Below are 16078 nucleotides of genomic sequence, written 5' to 3' on the forward strand. Positions count from 1 at the left end.
CGCCCGGCCCGCGCGGACCCGCCATCGTCCATCGTTCATCGTGATGCCACCCGGGGTGCACCCGGCATGCGGGCATTGTCAGTGGCGCGTGTTGTCATGGAGGGGTGATCGACAGCAACGAAACCATCGAAGAGTTTCTCGCACAGCACGCCTCCGACGTCGAGGAGGCGATCCGCAAGGCCGCCGCCACCGAGATCATGCCGCGCTGGCGCCGCCTCGCCGCGCACGAGGTGGACGAGAAGAACGGCCCGCACGACCTGGTGACGGACGCCGACCGCAAGGCCGAGCTGTACCTGACCGACGCTCTGATCGATCTGCTGCCCGGCTCCGTCGTGGTGGGCGAGGAGGCGGTCCACGCCAACCCGGCGTCGTACGAGGCGATATGCGGCGACGCCCCGGTCTGGATCGTCGACCCGGTCGACGGGACACGGCAGTTCGTGCACGGCGACGCCGGATTCTGCACCCTGGTCGCGCTGGCGCACGGCGGCACCCTGCTCGCCTCCTGGACCTACGCGCCCGCCCGCGAGCAGTTCGCCACCGCCCGGCGCGGCAAGGGCGCCTACCTCGACGGCGAGCGGCTGTTCGCAGGCGTGCCGGAGCCCGGCCGGGACCTCCGCGTGGCCACCTCCCACCCGGACTACACGACGGACGAACAGAAGCACGCCCTGATCGGCCTGCGCACCGACGGTGTGGCGCCGCGCCCGTGCGGCTCGGCCGGACTGGAGTATCTCGCCATCGCCCGGGGCGAGTTGGACGCCACGGCTTTCTCCTGGGAAGCCGCCTGGGACCACGCCGCCGGGCTGCTCCTGGTCGAGGAGGCGGGCGGCACCCACCTGACCCGCACGGGCGAGCCGTTCCGCATCACCGGCGGCAACGACCTCCCCTTCACCGCGGCCCGCGACGCGGCCACGGCCCGGCATGTGGCGGGACTGCTGTCGGGGGGAGCGTGACGGTCACCGACCGTACACACCTGGTCGCTCGAACGGCCGCTCCAGCCGTTCTCCAGGCGTCCTCAGGGCCGTAAATCACCCGCGGCCGGTGACTGTCAGTCCCCGGGCATATCCTGATCCTCAGTGGCCGTCGGCTGACGAAGGGGTCAGAGGTGCCGTCGATGCTCGATGCCGTCGTAGTGGGTGCGGGACCGAACGGACTGACCGCGGCCGTGGAGCTGGCCCGCCGCGGTTTCTCCGTCGCCGTCTTCGAGGCCCGGGGCACCGTGGGCGGCGGAGCCCGCACCGAGGAGCTCACCCTGCCCGGCTTCCGGCACGACCCGTGCTCCGCGGCGCACCCCCTCGGCATCAACTCACCGGCGTTCCGTGCCCTGCCGCTCGAAAGGTACGGCCTGGAGTGGCTGCACGCCGAGCTGCCCATGGCGCATCCCTTCCCGGACGGCACGGCGGCCGTGCTGTCCCGGTCGGTGGGGGAGACGGCCGCCTCCCTCGGGCCGCGTGACGCCGGGGCGTACCGCAGGCTCGTCGAGCCCTTCCTGCCCAAGTGGGACACCCTGGCCCGGGACTTCATGTCCCTGCCGCTCACCGCGCTGCCCCGCGACCCTGTCACCCTGGCCCGCTTCGGCCTCGTCGGCCTGCCGCCGTCGACCCTGCTGATGCGCCGCTTCCGCGACGAACCGGCCAGAACGCTGTTCGCCGGGCTCGTCGCGCATGTCATGGCACCGCTCGGCGGCTTCGCCACCGGCGCCATCGGCCTGGTCTTCGCCCTCGCGGCGCACGCCCGCGGCTGGCCCGTCGCCCGCGGCGGCTCCCAGAGCCTCTCCGATGCCCTCGCCGCCTATCTGCGCGACCTCGGCGGCAGCGTCCACACCGACTACGAGGTCAAGCGCCTCGACGACCTGCCCCCGGCCCGGGCGTACGTCTTCGACACCTCGCCCACCGCCCTGGCCCGCATCGCCGGCTTCGGCGACTACTACGCCGACTACCGTTACGGCCCGGGCGTCTTCAAGATCGACTACGCGCTGGACGGGCCCGTGCCGTGGACCGCGAAGGAGGCCCGCGTCGCCGGCACGGTCCAGATCGGCGCGAACAGCGCGGAGATCGGCAGCGCGCTGCGCGCGGCGTCCCGGGAGGGCCGGGCCCCCGACAAACCGTTCCTGATCACCGTCCAGCCGAGCGTCGCCGACCCCACCCGGGCCCCCGCGGGCAAGCACGTCTTCTGGGCCTACGGCCACGTCCCGCACGGCTGGACCGGCGACCTCACCGACGCCGTCGAGCGCCAACTGGAGCGCTTCGCCCCGGGTTTCCGCGACCGTGTCCTGGCCCGCGCCACCGCCGGCCCGCCCGAACTCGCCGCCCGCAACGCCAACTACGTCGGCGGCGACATCGCCTCGGGCGCGGTCTCCGGACTCCAGCTCCTGCTGCGGCCCAAGGTGACCCCGTTCCCGTACCACACCCCTCACCCGGCCGTCTTCATCTGCTCGTCGGCGACCCCGCCCGGCCCGGGGGTGCACGGCATGTCGGGGCACAACGCGGCGAAGGCCGTATGGAGGCGACTGCGGCAGTCATGACCACCATCGAACCCGTCCAGGGGGACATCACCCGCGAGAGCGTCGACGCCATCGTCAACGCGGCCAACTCCTCACTGCTGGGCGGGGGAGGGGTCGACGGCGCGATCCACCGGCGCGGCGGCCCCGCGATCCTCGAGGACTGCCGAAAGCTCCGCGCCTCTCACTACGGCAAGGGCCTGCAGACCGGGCAGGCCGTCGCCACCACCGCGGGCGACCTGGACGCCCGCTGGGTGATCCACACGGTCGGCCCCGTGTACAGCGCGACCGAGGACCGCTCCGGCCTGCTCGCCTCCTGCTACCGCGAGTCCCTCCGCGTCGCCGACGAACTCGGCGCCCGTACGGTCTCCTTCCCGGCGATCTCCACCGGCATCTACGGCTACCCGATGGAGCAGGCCGCGGCTGTCGCGGTGGACACGGTCCGCACGGCGCGGACCGACGTCGAGACGGTCCGGTTCGTCCTCTTCGACGCGCCGGCGTACGAGGTGTTCGCCGCACAGCTCCGCTGAGGCGGCCGCGCACTCAGACCGGCTCGGGCTCGAAGTGCCGCAGCAGGTCCCGGCCCGGCTGGACGACGCCGTAGCTGCTCTCCGGTACGGCGTTCCAGACCCCGGGCAGATCGCCCAGCGGCTCCGACACCACCAGCCGGGTCTCCTCGGAGACGTGCCGCAGGAAGGCGAGGTCGGGGTGGAGGGCACGCACGTCGTCCACCCGGCTGCTGTAGTACAGCGACCGCGAGGCCCCGCCGCTGGAGTACCGGAAGAACCACACCCGTTCGCCGTCGGTCACCGCCACCGTCATCTGGAGCGGCCGCGGCACCCCGTGCTCGTGCCCCAGCTGCTCGACGAGCCCCGCCATCCGGGCCACCGCGCCCGGTGGATCGCCGTCCAGCCCGAAGGTGAGGGCCACGTGGAACATCACCTCGGAGTCCGTCGTGCCCTCCAGCGCCGGGAACAGCGCCGGGTCCACGGTCAGCATGAGGTCCCGGCGCAGATCGTGGAACCCGGCGATCGCCCCGTTGTGCATCCACAGCCAGCGTCCGTGGCGGAAGGGATGGCAGTTCGTCTGCTGCACGGCCGTCCCGGTGGAGGCGCGCACATGGGCGAAGAACAGTGACGAACGGACGTGGTCGGCGATCTCCCGCAGATTGCGGTTGCTCCAGGCCGGACCGGTGTCCCGGATGACGGCGGGCGTCCGCAGATGCCACGCGTACCAGCCGATCCCGAATCCGTCGCCGTTGGTGGTCTCGACACCCATCCGCGCGTGCAGGCTCTGGTCGATCAGCGAGTGCTGCGGCCGGTAGAGGACGTCGTCGAGCAGCACGGGCGTGCCCGAGTAGGCGAGCCAGCGGCACATGGTCGATACCCCCGTTCCGAGCCGCCCGGGCCGTACCGCACGGCTGCGTAGGTGGTGCGCGTGGACCTCAGCGAACCCCGGCCTCGCCGCGGGCGCATCGCCCGTCGCGGGTGGTTGCGCGGCGGCCGCCGAGGCCGGTCACGGCCCGGCCGTGGGCGTGCGCAGGGGGTGAAGCTTGAGATCCTGGGTGGCACGAGCGCTGCTTGTGATCCGTCGGACGGCGAACAAGGTGGGCTCCATGGCCGTGACCGAGGAGACCGGTGCGGAACCGGCGTCCGAGGGCGTCGACCCCACGGGCGATCCGCTGCTGCGCACCCGGCTCGCGCTGCCGAAGCGGCCGGCCACGTTCCTGCGCCGCGCCCGGCTGGTCCGGCACCTCGACCAGGCTCTCGAGACACCGCTGACGCTGGTCAACGGGGCGGCCGGGGCCGGAAAGACCCTCCTGGTCGCCGACTGGGCCGCCGGCCTCACGGAACCGGTCGCCTGGCTCACGGCCGACATCGCCGACCAGGCCCCCGGGATCTTCTGGGCGTATCTGCTGGAGGCACTGCGCGCCGCGGGCGTACCGGTGACGGGCGACGTCGGCTGCCCGGCGGAGGCGGCCCATGTGGACCAGCGGACGCTGACCCGTCTGGCCGCCGGCCTGGAGCGCCGGGACCACACCACCGTCGTCGTGCTCGACGAGTTCGACCGGGTGACCTCCCCGAGATCGCGGAGCAGTTGCAGTTCGTCCTGCACCACGCCGGCCGGGGCATGCGCCTGGTCCTCGTCTCCCGCACGGAACCCCTGCTGCCGCTGCACCGGTACCGGGCGTCGGGCGAGATCACGGAGATCCGCAACGCCGAACTGGCCTTCACCTCAGAGGAGGCCCACGAACTGCTGTCGCGGCACGGACTGCACCTGCGGGCCGGCGCCGTACAGGCCCTGGTGGAACGCACCCGGGGCTGGGCCGCGGGGCTCCGGCTGTGCGCCCTGGCCGCCCGGCAGGGCACGGACCCGCACACCTATCTGAAGCAGTTCGAAGCCGACCACAGCGCGGTGGCCGACTTCCTGCTGGCAGAGGTGCTCGACCGGCAGACACCCGGCACGCAGGACCTGCTGCTGCGCATCAGCGTCCTGGACCGCTGCTGCCCCGACCTGGTGAACGCGCTGACGCTGCGCACCGACGCGGAACCGATCCTGGCCGCACTGCAGCGCGAGAACGCGTTCCTCCACTACCTCGGACACTCCTGGTACAGCCTGCACCCCCTGTTCGCGGAGATCCTCCGGGCCCACCTGAGGGAGCGCTTCCCCGGCCTGGAGCCGGAGCTGCGCGGCCGGGCCGCCCAGTGGCTGAGGCGATCCGGAGCCCTGCCCGACGCGCTCGCGCAGGGGGCCGCGGCGGACGACTGGGAGTTCACCGCTCGAGTCGTGGTCGACGATCTCGCGATCGGGCAGCTCTTCACCGGGCTGCGCTCCGAAGAGCTGTCCGCCCTGTTCGCACGGATGAGCCCCGAGGCCAGGGGCCCGGCACCGGACCTCGTGCGCGCCGCCCGTGAGCTGGACCGGCGCGATCTCGAGCACGGCCTGGCCCATCTGCGCCAGGCCGAGGAGGCACTGGGCCGGGACGGAACCGGTGCGGCCGCCCCGGTGCGGCTCAGCTGGGCCCTCCTGGAAGCCCTGGCGGCGCGGCTGACCGGCTCCCCGGACAGAGCGGAGCGTGCCGCCGAGCAGGCGAGGCACCTCCAGCGGGAGGTCCCCGGGGAACTCCTCGACGAGCACCCGGAACTCACCGCCCTCCTGCTCACCCACCTGGGCTCCGCCCGCCTGTGGGCCGGTAGGTTCGCCGACGCCCGGACCGCCCTGTCGGCGGTGGCCGCAGCCCCCGACGGAGCGGCCACGGCGCTGCCCCGGTGGGAGGCCCTCGGCCACCTGGCATTGATCGACCACCTGGGCGGCTGGCCCGGCCCGGCCGAGCACAAGGCCCTCGCGGCCGCCGGCCAGGCGGAGCGGTACAGCCTCCCGCGGCACTCCCGGTCCGGCATCGGCCCGCTGGTCCTGGCCGCCGTCCTCATCGACCGCGACGAACTCGACGAGGCGCAGGCGCTCCTCGACGAAGCGGCCGCCTCCCACCCGCTCGTCGACGACCCGGTGGTGCGGGCCGGCCGGACCCTCACCCGAGGGCGGCTGTTCCTCGCCCGGGGGACGCCCGGGCCGCGCTGGCGGCGGCGGAGGCGACCGTCCCGGCGGCCGTGAGCTCACCCTGGGCACAGGACCACGCCGCCCTGCTCGCGTCCGCCGCCCATCTGGCCCAGGGGCACCCCGAGCAGGCCCGCCGGGCCGTGGAGAGGGTGGCGCACCACCGGAGGGCGTGCGCGGTCGAGGCGGCCCGCGTCCGGCTCGCGTCGGGTCACCCCGAAGGTGCGCTCGACCTGCTCGACAGCCTGCCGGAGGACGACCGGCCCGGCCCGGCGGTGACCGTCCGCGCCACGCTCGTACGCGCCCGGGCCGCCCTCGACACCGGGGACGCGGCCACCGCCCGCCGCCTGGTCGCCCGGGCCCTCCTGGACGGCCGGCGCGAGCAGCTGCGCCGCCCGTTCCTGGAAGCCGGCCCCTGGATCCGTCCGCTGCTGAGCACCGGCCGGCCGCGGGAACTGGCCACCGGCTGGCTCCTCACGGGCCTCGGCCGCTACCGCGCCCCCGGCCCCACCGCATCTGACGAGCCCCCGGAGCTCGCCGTCGAGGAGCTGAGCGCCCGCGAGCGTGACGTCCTGCGGCGCCTGGCCGAGATGAGATCGACGGAGGAGATCGCCGCCGACCTCCATGTGTCGGTGAACACCGTGAAAACCCACCTCAAGAGCATCTACCGCAAGCTCGCGGTCACCCGGCGCGGCGACGCCGTCCGCCGGGCACGCGAACGGCGGCTCCTGTGACAGCGGCCCCGACCACGACCTCTGGTTCGGGGCGGTCCCGAGCCGACTACACCGGCGGCGTCTACGGCTCCATGCTCGCCGCCTCCGTGGTGATCGGCGTCGGAACCCTGGGTTCGCTGCCCCGGGTGGAACTCGTGGCGCTGCTGCTGATGACCGGAGCGGTGTTCTGGCTCGCGCATGTGCACGCGCAGCTGTTCGGGGCGCGTCTGGCGCAGGGGGCCGTGGGCCGCCGGGCCGTGCTGCAGGTGTGCCGTGAGGAGTGGCCGATCCTGGAGGCCGCCGTCCCGCCCGCCGTCGCCGTGGCGATCAGCGCGCTGCTGCCCCTGGACATGCCCGGCACCCTGTGGCTGGCGCTCTCCGTGGCGGTGGCGGGCCAGGTCGGCTGGTCGATGGCCGCGGCGGCCCGGGCCGGCGCCTCCTGGAGTCAGATGGCCGTCTCCGCCGCGGTGAACCTGCTGCTGGGTCTGCTGATCGTCCTCCTCAAGATCGTCTTGAAGGAATGAGGCGCGACGCAGGTTCACCTGCGCCGGGTGAGGGCGGACGGCCCGCCAGGGCGGAACATCGCAAGGGAGGGCGTGCACGGCCCGCCCCACGCCGCCCGCGGGAGAGCAGCTCATGCGCTACGAGATCCGCGTCGACGGACACATGTCGGAGACGCTGGCCAAGGTCTTCCCCGAGCTGGATCACGTGGTGATGTCCGGTCAGACGGTCCTGTTCGGTTCCGTCATCGACGAGGCCCACCTGTACGGCTTGCTCACCCGCTTCCAGTCGCTGGGTCTCAGGGTCGTGGAGATGCGCCAGCTGCCGGAGTGAGCGTGCCGGAGCGCGCGGGGTAACAGGACCGCCGGGTCACAGAGCCGCCGGGTCACAGGGCCGCCGGGTCACAGGGCCGCCGTGGGAATCCTGCCGGAGCGGGCGGCCGCGCCCAGTGCCGCGTGGTCACGCTCGTTCTGATCGGCGTACGCCTGGGCGAAGGAGATGAGCGCGCGGTCGAACCGGTCGCCGCGGCCCAGGTACGCCGCGATGGCGACGGCGTCGCCCGAGCGGGCGTGGGCCCGAGCCAGGCTCGCCCCGCACAACCGCCCGAACAGGCGGAGCATGGCCGGGTCCATGGTGTCCGCACGCGCGATGCCCTTCCAGTCCCGCAGCTGGCGTACGTAGAAGTCCCGCTCGTGTCCGTCGAGGCCGAGGGCGTGCGTCCAGCCCAGGAGGATGTCACTGGTCGTCTGGATCAGCCGCTGTCCCGCCACCACGCGGCGGCCCTGGTTGTCGTAGCTGTCCCCGCCGGTGTGCGCGGCGAGCACCGAATGCTGTGCCTCCTTGGCCTGGAGCAGCAGGGGATCGTCGTCGTCCCGGCCGAGCAGCAGCACGATCCAGCAGCGGGTGCCGACGCTGCCGACCCCCACCACCTTGCGGGCGATGTCCACCAGCCGGTAGCGGCGCAACAGGTGACGGCGCTCGGACGACAGACTGCTCGCATAGCCCTCCAGGACGGTGAGCAGTTCCTTCTCCTGGTCGGGCGAGGAGTCGGAAACCAGATCCCGCAGCGGGGTGATCAGCGGTGGGTCCGCCGTGATCCGCCGCCCCTCGGCCGTGGTCCCGGTGAGCTTCGCGAAGGCTTGGAGGTGGGTGCGGGTGCGGGCCTTCGCCGTGGCCTCGGCGGTGCGGCGCCTGGCCTCCTTGGACATCGAAGCGGCCATCAGCTCCCGCATGTGGTCGGCGTCGTCCTGCGCGTACCAGATGTCCAGGGTGCGCATGCCGGCGAACTCCCGCATCCGCCGCCGGTAGGCGCGTACGCACGTCTCCACCGCGCCGTTCTGCTCCGCGGTGGAGAAGCCGTTGGCACGGCCCGCGATGGCGAAACTGGCCGCCAGCCGCTTGACGTCCCACTCGAACGGCCCGGCCAGGGTCTCGTCGAAGTCGTTGATGTCGAAGACCAGATGGCGCTCCGGCGAGGCCAGCAGCCGGAAGTTCAGCAGATGGGCGTCCCCGCACAGCTGCACCCACAGCCCGGTGTCCGCGGCGGCCCCGAGATCGGCGGCCATGATCGCCGCGGCGCCCCGGTAGAAGCGGAACGGGGACTCCAGCATCCGGCCGTAGCGGACCGGTACCAACTCCTGTACCCGGGTGGCCGACTGGCGCTCCACCACCTCGACCGGGTCGGGCCGCTCCGGCCCCGGCTCGAACCGGCCGTGGGACGAACGCGGCACCCGCCGCCGCGCGCCCCGGCCCGACTCCGCCCGCTCGGCCGGGGACAGGAACGTCACAGGGCTCGGTACGGTCATGGCTCAGCCCTCCCGCCGGTAACGGAAGCCTCCGACGCCTCGTGGCCCCGCCTGCGCAGCCCGGCCTGCACCGCGCCGGCGAGGATCCGTGCCGCCACACCCACCAGCAGCAGTCCGCCCATCATCTGAAGCATCGTCAGAACCCGTGCGGTCTGGGAACGGGCGACGATGTCGCCGTACCCGACGGTGGCGAACGTGGTGAGCGTGAAGTACAGGGAGTCCGTCTTGGTCAGCCGCTCACTGAAGGAACCCGGGGTGGAGTGTTCCAGCAGGAAGTAGGTGCTCGCGAAGAGCAGGAGGAACAGGACGAGCGTGGCGGCCAGGGCCTCGACGGCCTTCAGCCGGGGAAGGGCGAGTGGGCGATGGCCTGAACCTCCCACCAGAAGACCAGGACGACGAGCAGCAGGCCGCAGGCGAGCAGCACCGAAGTGCCACTGCTCGTGCCGCGACCGTCCAGGGGCAGCACGTAGTAGACGATGACGAGCCCGGTCGCGATGAGCGCGGCGCGTACCAGGACGGCGATCTTCGCGCGCCGCTTCGGCCCCGCTTGCTGCGGGTGCCGCTCCCGCTCCTGCCGGGGCCGGGCGGGCTCGGTCCGGGCGGCCGCTGGATCGTTCATCTCGTCTCTCTCGGTCCTGTGGGGGTGCGCTGTCCACCTCACCGTCCCGGCGCCCGGAACGGATCACCCGTCGCGGGTGACCCGGCGGCCGGCGGGGCGCGCGACGGCGGCAGCCGCGCTGTCGCTGAGCTCCGGACCGGTCCGGCTGGTGTCCGGCACGCTCACCCGTCCCGGGTGAGGCAGCCCCCTTCCGGACATGGGCACGCTGAGAACGGCACGGAACGGCCTGCCGGGCGTGCGCCCGGGACGAAGGAGTGAGCATGAGTGCGCAGACCTACCTGGCGTACGACTTTCCGTTGTTGAGCGCCTTCTGGACGATGCTGTGGTTCTTCCTGTGGATCATGTGGTTCGTGCTGCTCTTCCGGGTCGTCCTCGACATCTTCCGAGACGACGATCTGAGCGGCTGGGCCAAGACCGGCTGGCTGGTGTTCTGCATCGTCCTGCCGTTCCTCGGTGTGTTCGTCTACGTCGTCGCACGCGGCAAGAACATGGGCCGCCGGGAAAGGTCCCAGGCCCGCGCGCAGCAGGAGGCCTTCGACAGCTACATACGGGAGACCGCCAAGGGCGGCGAAGGACGGGGGAGCAGCGTCGACGAACTCGCCAGGCTGTCCGAGATCCGCGCCCGCGGCGACATCACGGACGACGAGTTCCGCAGGGCGAAGGAGCTGGTCCTGAGCGGCTCCGGCCCGTCGGAACCCTAGCCCCCGACAGAAAGAGGCAGCAGGATGACCGCCACACACCCTACGCACGCGCACACGGCCAAACGCGAATGGGCCGTCGGTCTGATGGTCTTCGCGGCCGTCATGCTCATGATCGGTGGGATCCTGGGCATCATGCGTGGCATCGCGGCGATCGCCGAGGACGAGGTGTTCCTCTCGACCCCCAACTACGTCTTCGCGTTCGACCTCACGAGCTGGGGCTGGATCCACCTGGTCCTGGGCGCGGTCGCCGTGCTCGTCAGCATGGGGCTGTTCCAGGCGTCGACCTGGGCACGCGTCGCCGGCGTGGGCATCGCCGGACTCGTCATCATCGCCAACTTCCTCTCCCTGCCGTCCTACCCGGTCTGGTCGGTGGTGATGATCGCCATCTCCGGGTTCATCATCTGGGCCCTGTGCACGGTGAAGAAGGACGACGCCTGGGAGCCGTTCGAACAGACTCCGAGCAATCCGTGAGGTCGCTCTGACGCTCCGGGCGGGGGATCGGCGCCGCCCGGGGTGCCGGCCCGACCGCGCCTGCCCGGGCGTGCACCGGCCGCACCTGCCCGCGCGGGCAGGTGGACCCGCCCCGGCATGCGGACCCGCCCGGGCGCACCGGCCGTGCCCGGGCGAGGCGTCGGGGCGTCAGCGTGTCGTCGTCCCCACCCCCGTCCCCGCAGCCCCCCGCTGCGACAGCGCGACGCGCGGCCACGTGGCGATGTCGCGCCGCAGTTGGCGGTCGTGGGTGGCCAGGACGACGGCCGCCCGCGTGGTGTGCAGCGCTGCGGTGAGTTCGTCGACCAGGGCGATGGACAGATGGTTGGTGGGTTCGTCCAGCAGCAGGACGTGCGGGCGGGCGGCGAGGGCCAGGGCCAGGTCGAGGCGCCGCTGCTGACCCATCGACAGCTCGGCCACCGGCTTGTCGGTGTCGCGTGAGGTGAGCAGGCCCAGCGAGCCGAGCCCCACCACCTCGCCCTCCTTCAGCACGCCCGCCGTGACGAGCTCGGCGGTGTGCGCCTCGTAGAGGTCACGGGCCCGCCGGTGCGTGGCCCGCGGTGACTCCTGCCCGAGCAGACGCAGCCGCACCCTGCGCGCCCGGTGGACCTGCCCCGAGCCGGGGGACAGCCGCCCGGCCAGGACGGACAGGAGCGTGGACTTGCCCGCCCCGTTCGGGCCGGTGACGGCCAGCCGGTCGCCGGACGTCACGGACAGGCTCGTCGAGTGGTGCAGCCGCCCGTCGACCGTCACCTCCTCCACCCGCAGCAGGACGACTCCCGGCCGGGCGGGCAGCTCGGGCAGCGAGAAGCGCTGGGGCGGCACCGGCGCGGTGACCTCGTGCCGGTCCAGATCGTCCTGCCGCCGGTGGACGGACCGCACCAGCGCACCGGCGCGGGTGGCGCGCTGGTGCTTGCCGGTGCCCTTGTCCGGGCGCCAGCCGGTGCTCAGCCGGTTCTGCGCCTCGGACAGGGCCTGCTTCAGACGGACGTGCTCGGTCCGCTGCTGTTCGTACTCCTCCTCCCAGCGGACCAGTTCGGCCTCCCGTCCCTCTCGATAGCCGGTGTAGCCGCCGCCGTACACGCCCGGCCGGCCGTCGCGGGTGGGGTCGAGATCGAGGATCGTGGTGGCCACGTCCGCGAGGAGCGCACGGTCGTGACTGACCACCACGACGCCGCCGGCATGGGCGCGCAGCCTGGCGGTGAGGTAGTCGAGCCCTGCCAGGTCCAGGTGGTTGGTGGGCTCGTCCAGGAGCAGGAAGTCGTACTCGGCGCCCAGCAGACAGGCCAGCCGGATCCGGTAGCGCTGTCCGACCGACAGCGTGGCCAGCGGACGGTCCCGGTCGCTCACCGCACCGAGTCCGTCCAGGGCGACGTCCACCCGCCGGTCGGCGTCCCAGGCGTCCAGCGCCTGCGCCACCTCCAGGGCGTCGGCGTAGGCCTTCTCGGCCCCGGGACGTTCCGCCGCGAGCGCGTCGGCCGCGGTGTCCAGGTCCCGCAGGGCCGTGCGGGCGTCGGCCAGGTGTGCGTCGATGAAATCGCCGACCGTGCGCTCGTCCTCGGCCGGCATCTCCTGCTCGGCCAGGGCTAGGCTGCCCACACGGCGTACGGTCCCCTCGTCCGGGGCCAGCAGGCCGGCCAGGACGTGCAGCAGGGTCGACTTGCCGCGGCCGTTCTCGCCGACGACGCCCCAGCGCGACCTGGGGGAGACCTTCATGTCGACGTCGTGCAGCACGGTGCGGCCGCCGCGGTCGACACGGATCGCGGCGCAGGTCAGCTGGGCCCGGTCGCGGGCAGGCAGAACAAGGGTGGTCACTGTCTCTTCCTCCGTGAGGAGGCACACTTCACCCCCGGTAAGGGTGCGGGGATGCGAGCGGGCCATCGGATCCGACGGACGGCCGGGCCCAGAACAGGGCGGGCCGTGGGCGACATCGCGGCTCTCAGCGCCCCGGGCGGGGGCGGAGCCGGTTGGCCCGGATCAGAGGTAGAAGACGTAACTCACACCATCATGCTAACAGTTGCCGCTGCGAGAGTCCGGGCGCGAACGCTCAGACGCGCGTGCGCACCAGCAGCAGCGCCACGTCGTCGTCGGGCTCCGGGCTCAGCGCGCTGAGGAGGCTGTCGCTGGTTCGCTGCAGGTTGGGGCCCGCGTTCCCCAGCAGGTGGGTCAGTGTGCTGAGGCCGGTGTCGATCGGTTCCCCACGCTTCTCGACCAGCCCGTCCGTGTACAGGGCGAGCAGCGAGCCCGGGGGAAGCTCCACCTCCACGGTGCCGAACTCCACGCCGCCCACCCCAGCGGTACACCGCCGGGCACGTCGACGAGCTTCGCGCTCCCGTCCGCCCCGGCCAGCACGGGCGGCAGATGACCGGCGCTGGACAGGGAGCAGGTGCCACGCCGCAGGTCGCACACCGCGTACACGCACGTGGCGATCGCGTCGCCGAGCGAGCCGGCGATGTCGTCGAGGTGCCGCAGCAGCTCGGCGGGCGGCAGGTCGAGCCGGGCCAGGGCCCGTGTCGCCGTGCTCAGCTGCCCCATGATCGCCGCGGCCTGGACGCCCTTGCCCATGACGTCCCCCACCACGAGCGCGGTGCGCCCCGGGCCGAGCGGCAGTACGTCGTACCAGTCGCCGCCGACCTCGCTGAGGGCCGGACGGTAGCGGGCGGCGATGTCGAGCCCCTCCTGCTCGGCGGGTGCGGCGGGAAGCAGGCTGCGCTGCAGGGTGAGGGCGGTACCGCGCTCGCGTCCGTAGAGGCGGGCGTTGTCGATGCAGATGGCGGCGCGCGCGGCGAGCTCGGAGGCGAGCACCCGGTCGCGGTCGTCGAAGGGGCGCTCGTCGACCGTGCGGTACAGGGTGAGCGTGCCGAGCACCTTGCCCCGGGCCACCAGCGGCACCGCCAGGTAGGAGTGCGCGCCGGCCTCGCGCAGGGTCTGGGCGGCCCGCGCGTCCCGGGCGATGCGCCGCATCATCTTCGCGTCGACGCGCTCGACCAGGACGGGGCGGGCACTGCGGACGCACTGCGTGATGATCCGCGACGAACCGTAGGTGGCGAGCTCGCCGACCGGGTCGGCGGCGTGGATGGCGTCGGTGGGGTACCCGGCGGCGACGGCCAGCGCCCGGAACTCGGCGGGGGCGCCGCCCGACACCGGCGCGATGGTGCCGTGGGCCACGACGGACTCCAGCACGTCCACGGCGGCCAGGTCCGCGAGCTGCGACACCACCACGTCGGCCAGCTCCCGGGCGGTCTGCTGGAGATCCAGCGTGGTACCGATCCGCACCCCGGCGTCGGCGATCACCGACAGGTGCTGGCGGGCCTGGGCGACCTCGGCCGCGGCCTGCTGGCGCTCGGTGACGTCCAGGACGGCCATCGCGAGGCCGAGCACCCGTCCGTCGGTGTCCTCGATGCGGTGGTACGACTCCGAGTAGGCGCGGTCCTGGACGTCCCCCGCCGTACGGCCGATGGTCTGCTGGTCGAGCAGGGGTCTGCCGGTCTCCAGGACGTGCCGCATCCGGGCCTCGATGGCCTCCACGTCCAGATCCGGCAGCACCTCGGCGACCCGGCGTCCCAGTACGGCCTCCTCGGGTACGCCGTTGATCCGCTCCAGCGCCGGGTTCACCCCGACCCAGCGCAGGTCGTTGTCGAAGACGGCGATGCCGAGCGGGGTCTGGTTGACGAGGCTGTGCGAGAGGGCGAGGTCCCGCTCCACGATGCGTACGGTCGTCGCGTCCGTGGCGAGGCCCAGCAGATGGGGCTGCCCCTCGGAGTCGAGGAGCCGCATCGTGCGGAACTCCACGGCGCGGTCCGTGCCGTCCTTGTGCCGCAGCGGGAAGACACCGGCCCAGCGGGCCCCCGAGCTGACCTGGGCGAACAGCTCCCGGACCCGGGCCCGGTTCTCGGGCGCCACCAGAAGTGTGTCGGCTCGTCGGCGCAGGGCCTCCGCCGGGGTGTAGCCGAGCAGCTGCTCGATCTCGGGGCTCCACAGGGCGATGTGCCCGCCCGCGTCCAGGACCACGGCCGCGACCTTCAGCAGGTCCAGCAGCCCGCCGGGCGCGGCCGTGACGGAGTCGCGATCCGAGGTCGCATACCCGTTCATGCGAGCCGCTCCTTTCGGCGCGGCAAAAGGTCCGGCCAAGATCCGTTGCGCAGGCAGTCCGATGAGGTCACAGTACGGTCGGTGAAGCGACACTGTCGCGCCGAAATGACAAAAAATCGAGGGTCGGGACAGAGTCCGGTCCGCGGGAGGGGAGCGCCGTCATGGGTGATCGGTCGTTGCGGGAGAGTCTGGAGACGGCGTCCGGCACCGTCCGCTGGGACCGGCTCGGGGATCCAGGCGGCGAGCCGGTCGTGCTGCTGCACGGGACGCCCTTCTCGTCGTATGTGTGGCACGAGATCGCTCCCGCTCTCGCGGCCGCCGGGCACCTCGTGCACGTGTGGGACATGGCGGGCTATGGCACCTCCGGCATGTACCCGGACCAGGACGTCTCGCTGGGCGCCCAGGGCGAGGTCTTCACCGCGCTGCTGGCGCACTGGGGCCTTCGGGAGCCGTCCGTCGTCGCGCACGACTTCGGCGGCTGCGTGGCCCTGCGCGCCCATCTGCTGCACGGGGCGCGCTACCGCCGGCTCGCGCTGGTCGATCCGGTGGCCCTGGAACCATGGGGTTCCCCCTTCTTCCGGCTGGTCGCGGAGCACAGCCACGTCTTCGAGCAGCTGCCCGCGCCACTGCACGAGGCCCTGGTGCGGGAGTACGTGACGTCGGCGAGCCATCTCGGCCTGCGTCCCGCCGCGCTCGACGCGCTGGTCCGTCCGTGGACGGGGGAGCGGGGCCAGGCCGCCTTCTACCGCCAGATCGCGCAGGCCGACCAGCGCTACACCGACGACATCCAGTCGCTGTACCCCACGATCGACCTGCCCGTCACCGTGTGCTGGGGCACCGAGGACAAGTGGATCCCCTTCGCCAAGGGACAGGAACTGGCCACTCTGATCCCCGGCGCCCGGCTGGTCCCCGTCCCGGAAGCCGGCCACCTCGTCCCGCTGGACGCGCCCGCCCGGCTGACGAGCGCGCTGCTCGGCTTCCTCGGAGGCTGAACCATCAGGACCGCACAAAGTCCGACGAGGTCATTGATTCGATTGTGTGCGAGTCCTAGGGTGTGCCTGCTCAGCAGTTGCTCCGTCACCGTCAGTTGACACACGACTCAACAG

At 72.8% G+C, this 16078-nt stretch carries 13 protein-coding genes and 2 pseudogenes; 9 read left to right on the forward strand and 6 right to left on the reverse strand.

Features of this window, described 5'->3' with window-relative positions; translation table 11 throughout:
• Positions 1 to 104: 104 nt before the first annotated feature.
• From ACQEV8_RS35995 to ACQEV8_RS36005, 3 genes are all read left to right on the forward strand, one after another.
• Positions 105 to 950: an inositol monophosphatase family protein gene (locus ACQEV8_RS35995; protein WP_432969022.1), complete on the forward strand. Its 846-nt coding sequence runs from the start codon at positions 105 to 107 to the stop codon at positions 948 to 950.
• Between the two features lie 161 nt (positions 951 to 1111).
• Positions 1112 to 2521, forward strand: a complete 1410-nt coding sequence (locus tag ACQEV8_RS36000; protein ID WP_432969025.1) for a phytoene desaturase family protein — start codon at positions 1112 to 1114, stop codon at positions 2519 to 2521.
• Entirely contained in the window at positions 2518 to 3027 is a 510-nt protein-coding gene (locus ACQEV8_RS36005) for an O-acetyl-ADP-ribose deacetylase (RefSeq protein ID WP_432969028.1), read from the forward strand. The genes ACQEV8_RS36000 and ACQEV8_RS36005 overlap by 4 nt, the downstream gene beginning before the upstream one ends.
• A gap of 13 nt (positions 3028 to 3040) precedes the next feature.
• Here ACQEV8_RS36005 and ACQEV8_RS36010 read toward each other — a convergent pair whose 3' ends face one another.
• A complete protein-coding gene (locus ACQEV8_RS36010; RefSeq protein WP_432969031.1) occupies positions 3041 to 3874 on the reverse strand; it encodes a class II glutamine amidotransferase in 834 nt (277 codons plus the stop codon).
• Between the two features lie 238 nt (positions 3875 to 4112).
• Between ACQEV8_RS36010 and ACQEV8_RS36015 the strand changes: the two are divergent.
• From ACQEV8_RS36015 to ACQEV8_RS36025, 3 genes and pseudogenes are all read left to right on the forward strand, one after another.
• Positions 4113 to 6786 (forward strand): annotated as a pseudogene (locus ACQEV8_RS36015) (LuxR C-terminal-related transcriptional regulator).
• A complete protein-coding gene (locus tag ACQEV8_RS36020; RefSeq protein ID WP_432969034.1) occupies positions 6783 to 7289 on the forward strand; it encodes a hypothetical protein in 507 nt (168 codons plus the stop codon). Before ACQEV8_RS36015 ends, ACQEV8_RS36020 begins: the two are co-directional and overlap by 4 nt.
• Before the next feature lie 112 nt (positions 7290 to 7401).
• A complete protein-coding gene (locus ACQEV8_RS36025) occupies positions 7402 to 7599 on the forward strand; it encodes a hypothetical protein (protein WP_382578135.1) in 198 nt (65 codons plus the stop codon).
• 68 nt (positions 7600 to 7667) lie between these two features.
• Here ACQEV8_RS36025 and ACQEV8_RS36030 read toward each other — a convergent pair whose 3' ends face one another.
• Genes ACQEV8_RS36030 through ACQEV8_RS36040 form a run of 3 tightly spaced genes read right to left on the reverse strand, consistent with a single transcriptional unit; the run spans position 7668 to position 9690 of the window.
• Positions 7668 to 9071: a DUF2252 domain-containing protein gene (locus ACQEV8_RS36030; protein ID WP_432969038.1), complete on the reverse strand. Its 1404-nt coding sequence runs from the start codon at positions 9069 to 9071 to the stop codon at positions 7668 to 7670.
• Positions 9068 to 9451, reverse strand: coding sequence for a potassium channel family protein (locus ACQEV8_RS36035; protein WP_432969041.1), 384 nt, complete (start codon positions 9449 to 9451; stop codon positions 9068 to 9070). Before ACQEV8_RS36035 ends, ACQEV8_RS36030 begins: the two co-directional genes overlap by 4 nt.
• Positions 9409 to 9690 (reverse strand): hypothetical protein, encoded by a 282-nt coding sequence (locus tag ACQEV8_RS36040; protein ID WP_432969044.1) that lies wholly within the window; start codon positions 9688 to 9690, stop codon positions 9409 to 9411. Before ACQEV8_RS36040 ends, ACQEV8_RS36035 begins: the two co-directional genes overlap by 43 nt.
• A 260-nt stretch (positions 9691 to 9950) precedes the next feature.
• On the opposite strand from ACQEV8_RS36040, the gene ACQEV8_RS36045 reads away from it, so the two are divergent.
• On the forward strand, positions 9951 to 10391 hold the full coding sequence (locus ACQEV8_RS36045; RefSeq protein ID WP_432969047.1) for an SHOCT domain-containing protein: 441 nt from the start codon (positions 9951 to 9953) through the stop codon (positions 10389 to 10391).
• Between the two features lie 24 nt (positions 10392 to 10415).
• Positions 10416 to 10862, forward strand: coding sequence for a DUF7144 family membrane protein (locus ACQEV8_RS36050; RefSeq protein ID WP_432969050.1), 447 nt, complete (start codon positions 10416 to 10418; stop codon positions 10860 to 10862).
• 168 nt (positions 10863 to 11030) lie between these two features.
• On the opposite strand, the gene ACQEV8_RS36055 is transcribed toward ACQEV8_RS36050, so the two are convergent.
• Positions 11031 to 12695, reverse strand: a complete 1665-nt coding sequence (locus ACQEV8_RS36055) for an ATP-binding cassette domain-containing protein (RefSeq protein WP_432969053.1) — start codon at positions 12693 to 12695, stop codon at positions 11031 to 11033.
• A 232-nt stretch (positions 12696 to 12927) separates the two neighbouring features.
• A pseudogene (locus ACQEV8_RS36060) lies at positions 12928 to 14972 on the reverse strand (SpoIIE family protein phosphatase).
• A gap of 161 nt (positions 14973 to 15133) precedes the next feature.
• Between ACQEV8_RS36060 and ACQEV8_RS36065 the strand changes: the two are divergent.
• Positions 15134 to 15964: an alpha/beta fold hydrolase gene (locus ACQEV8_RS36065; RefSeq protein WP_432969056.1), complete on the forward strand. Its 831-nt coding sequence runs from the start codon at positions 15134 to 15136 to the stop codon at positions 15962 to 15964.
• Positions 15965 to 16078: the final 114 nt, after the last annotated feature.

The sequence above is a fragment of the Streptomyces sp. CA-179760 genome (genome assembly GCF_050937045.1).
Taxonomy (GTDB): Bacteria; Actinomycetota; Actinomycetes; order Streptomycetales; family Streptomycetaceae; genus Streptomyces.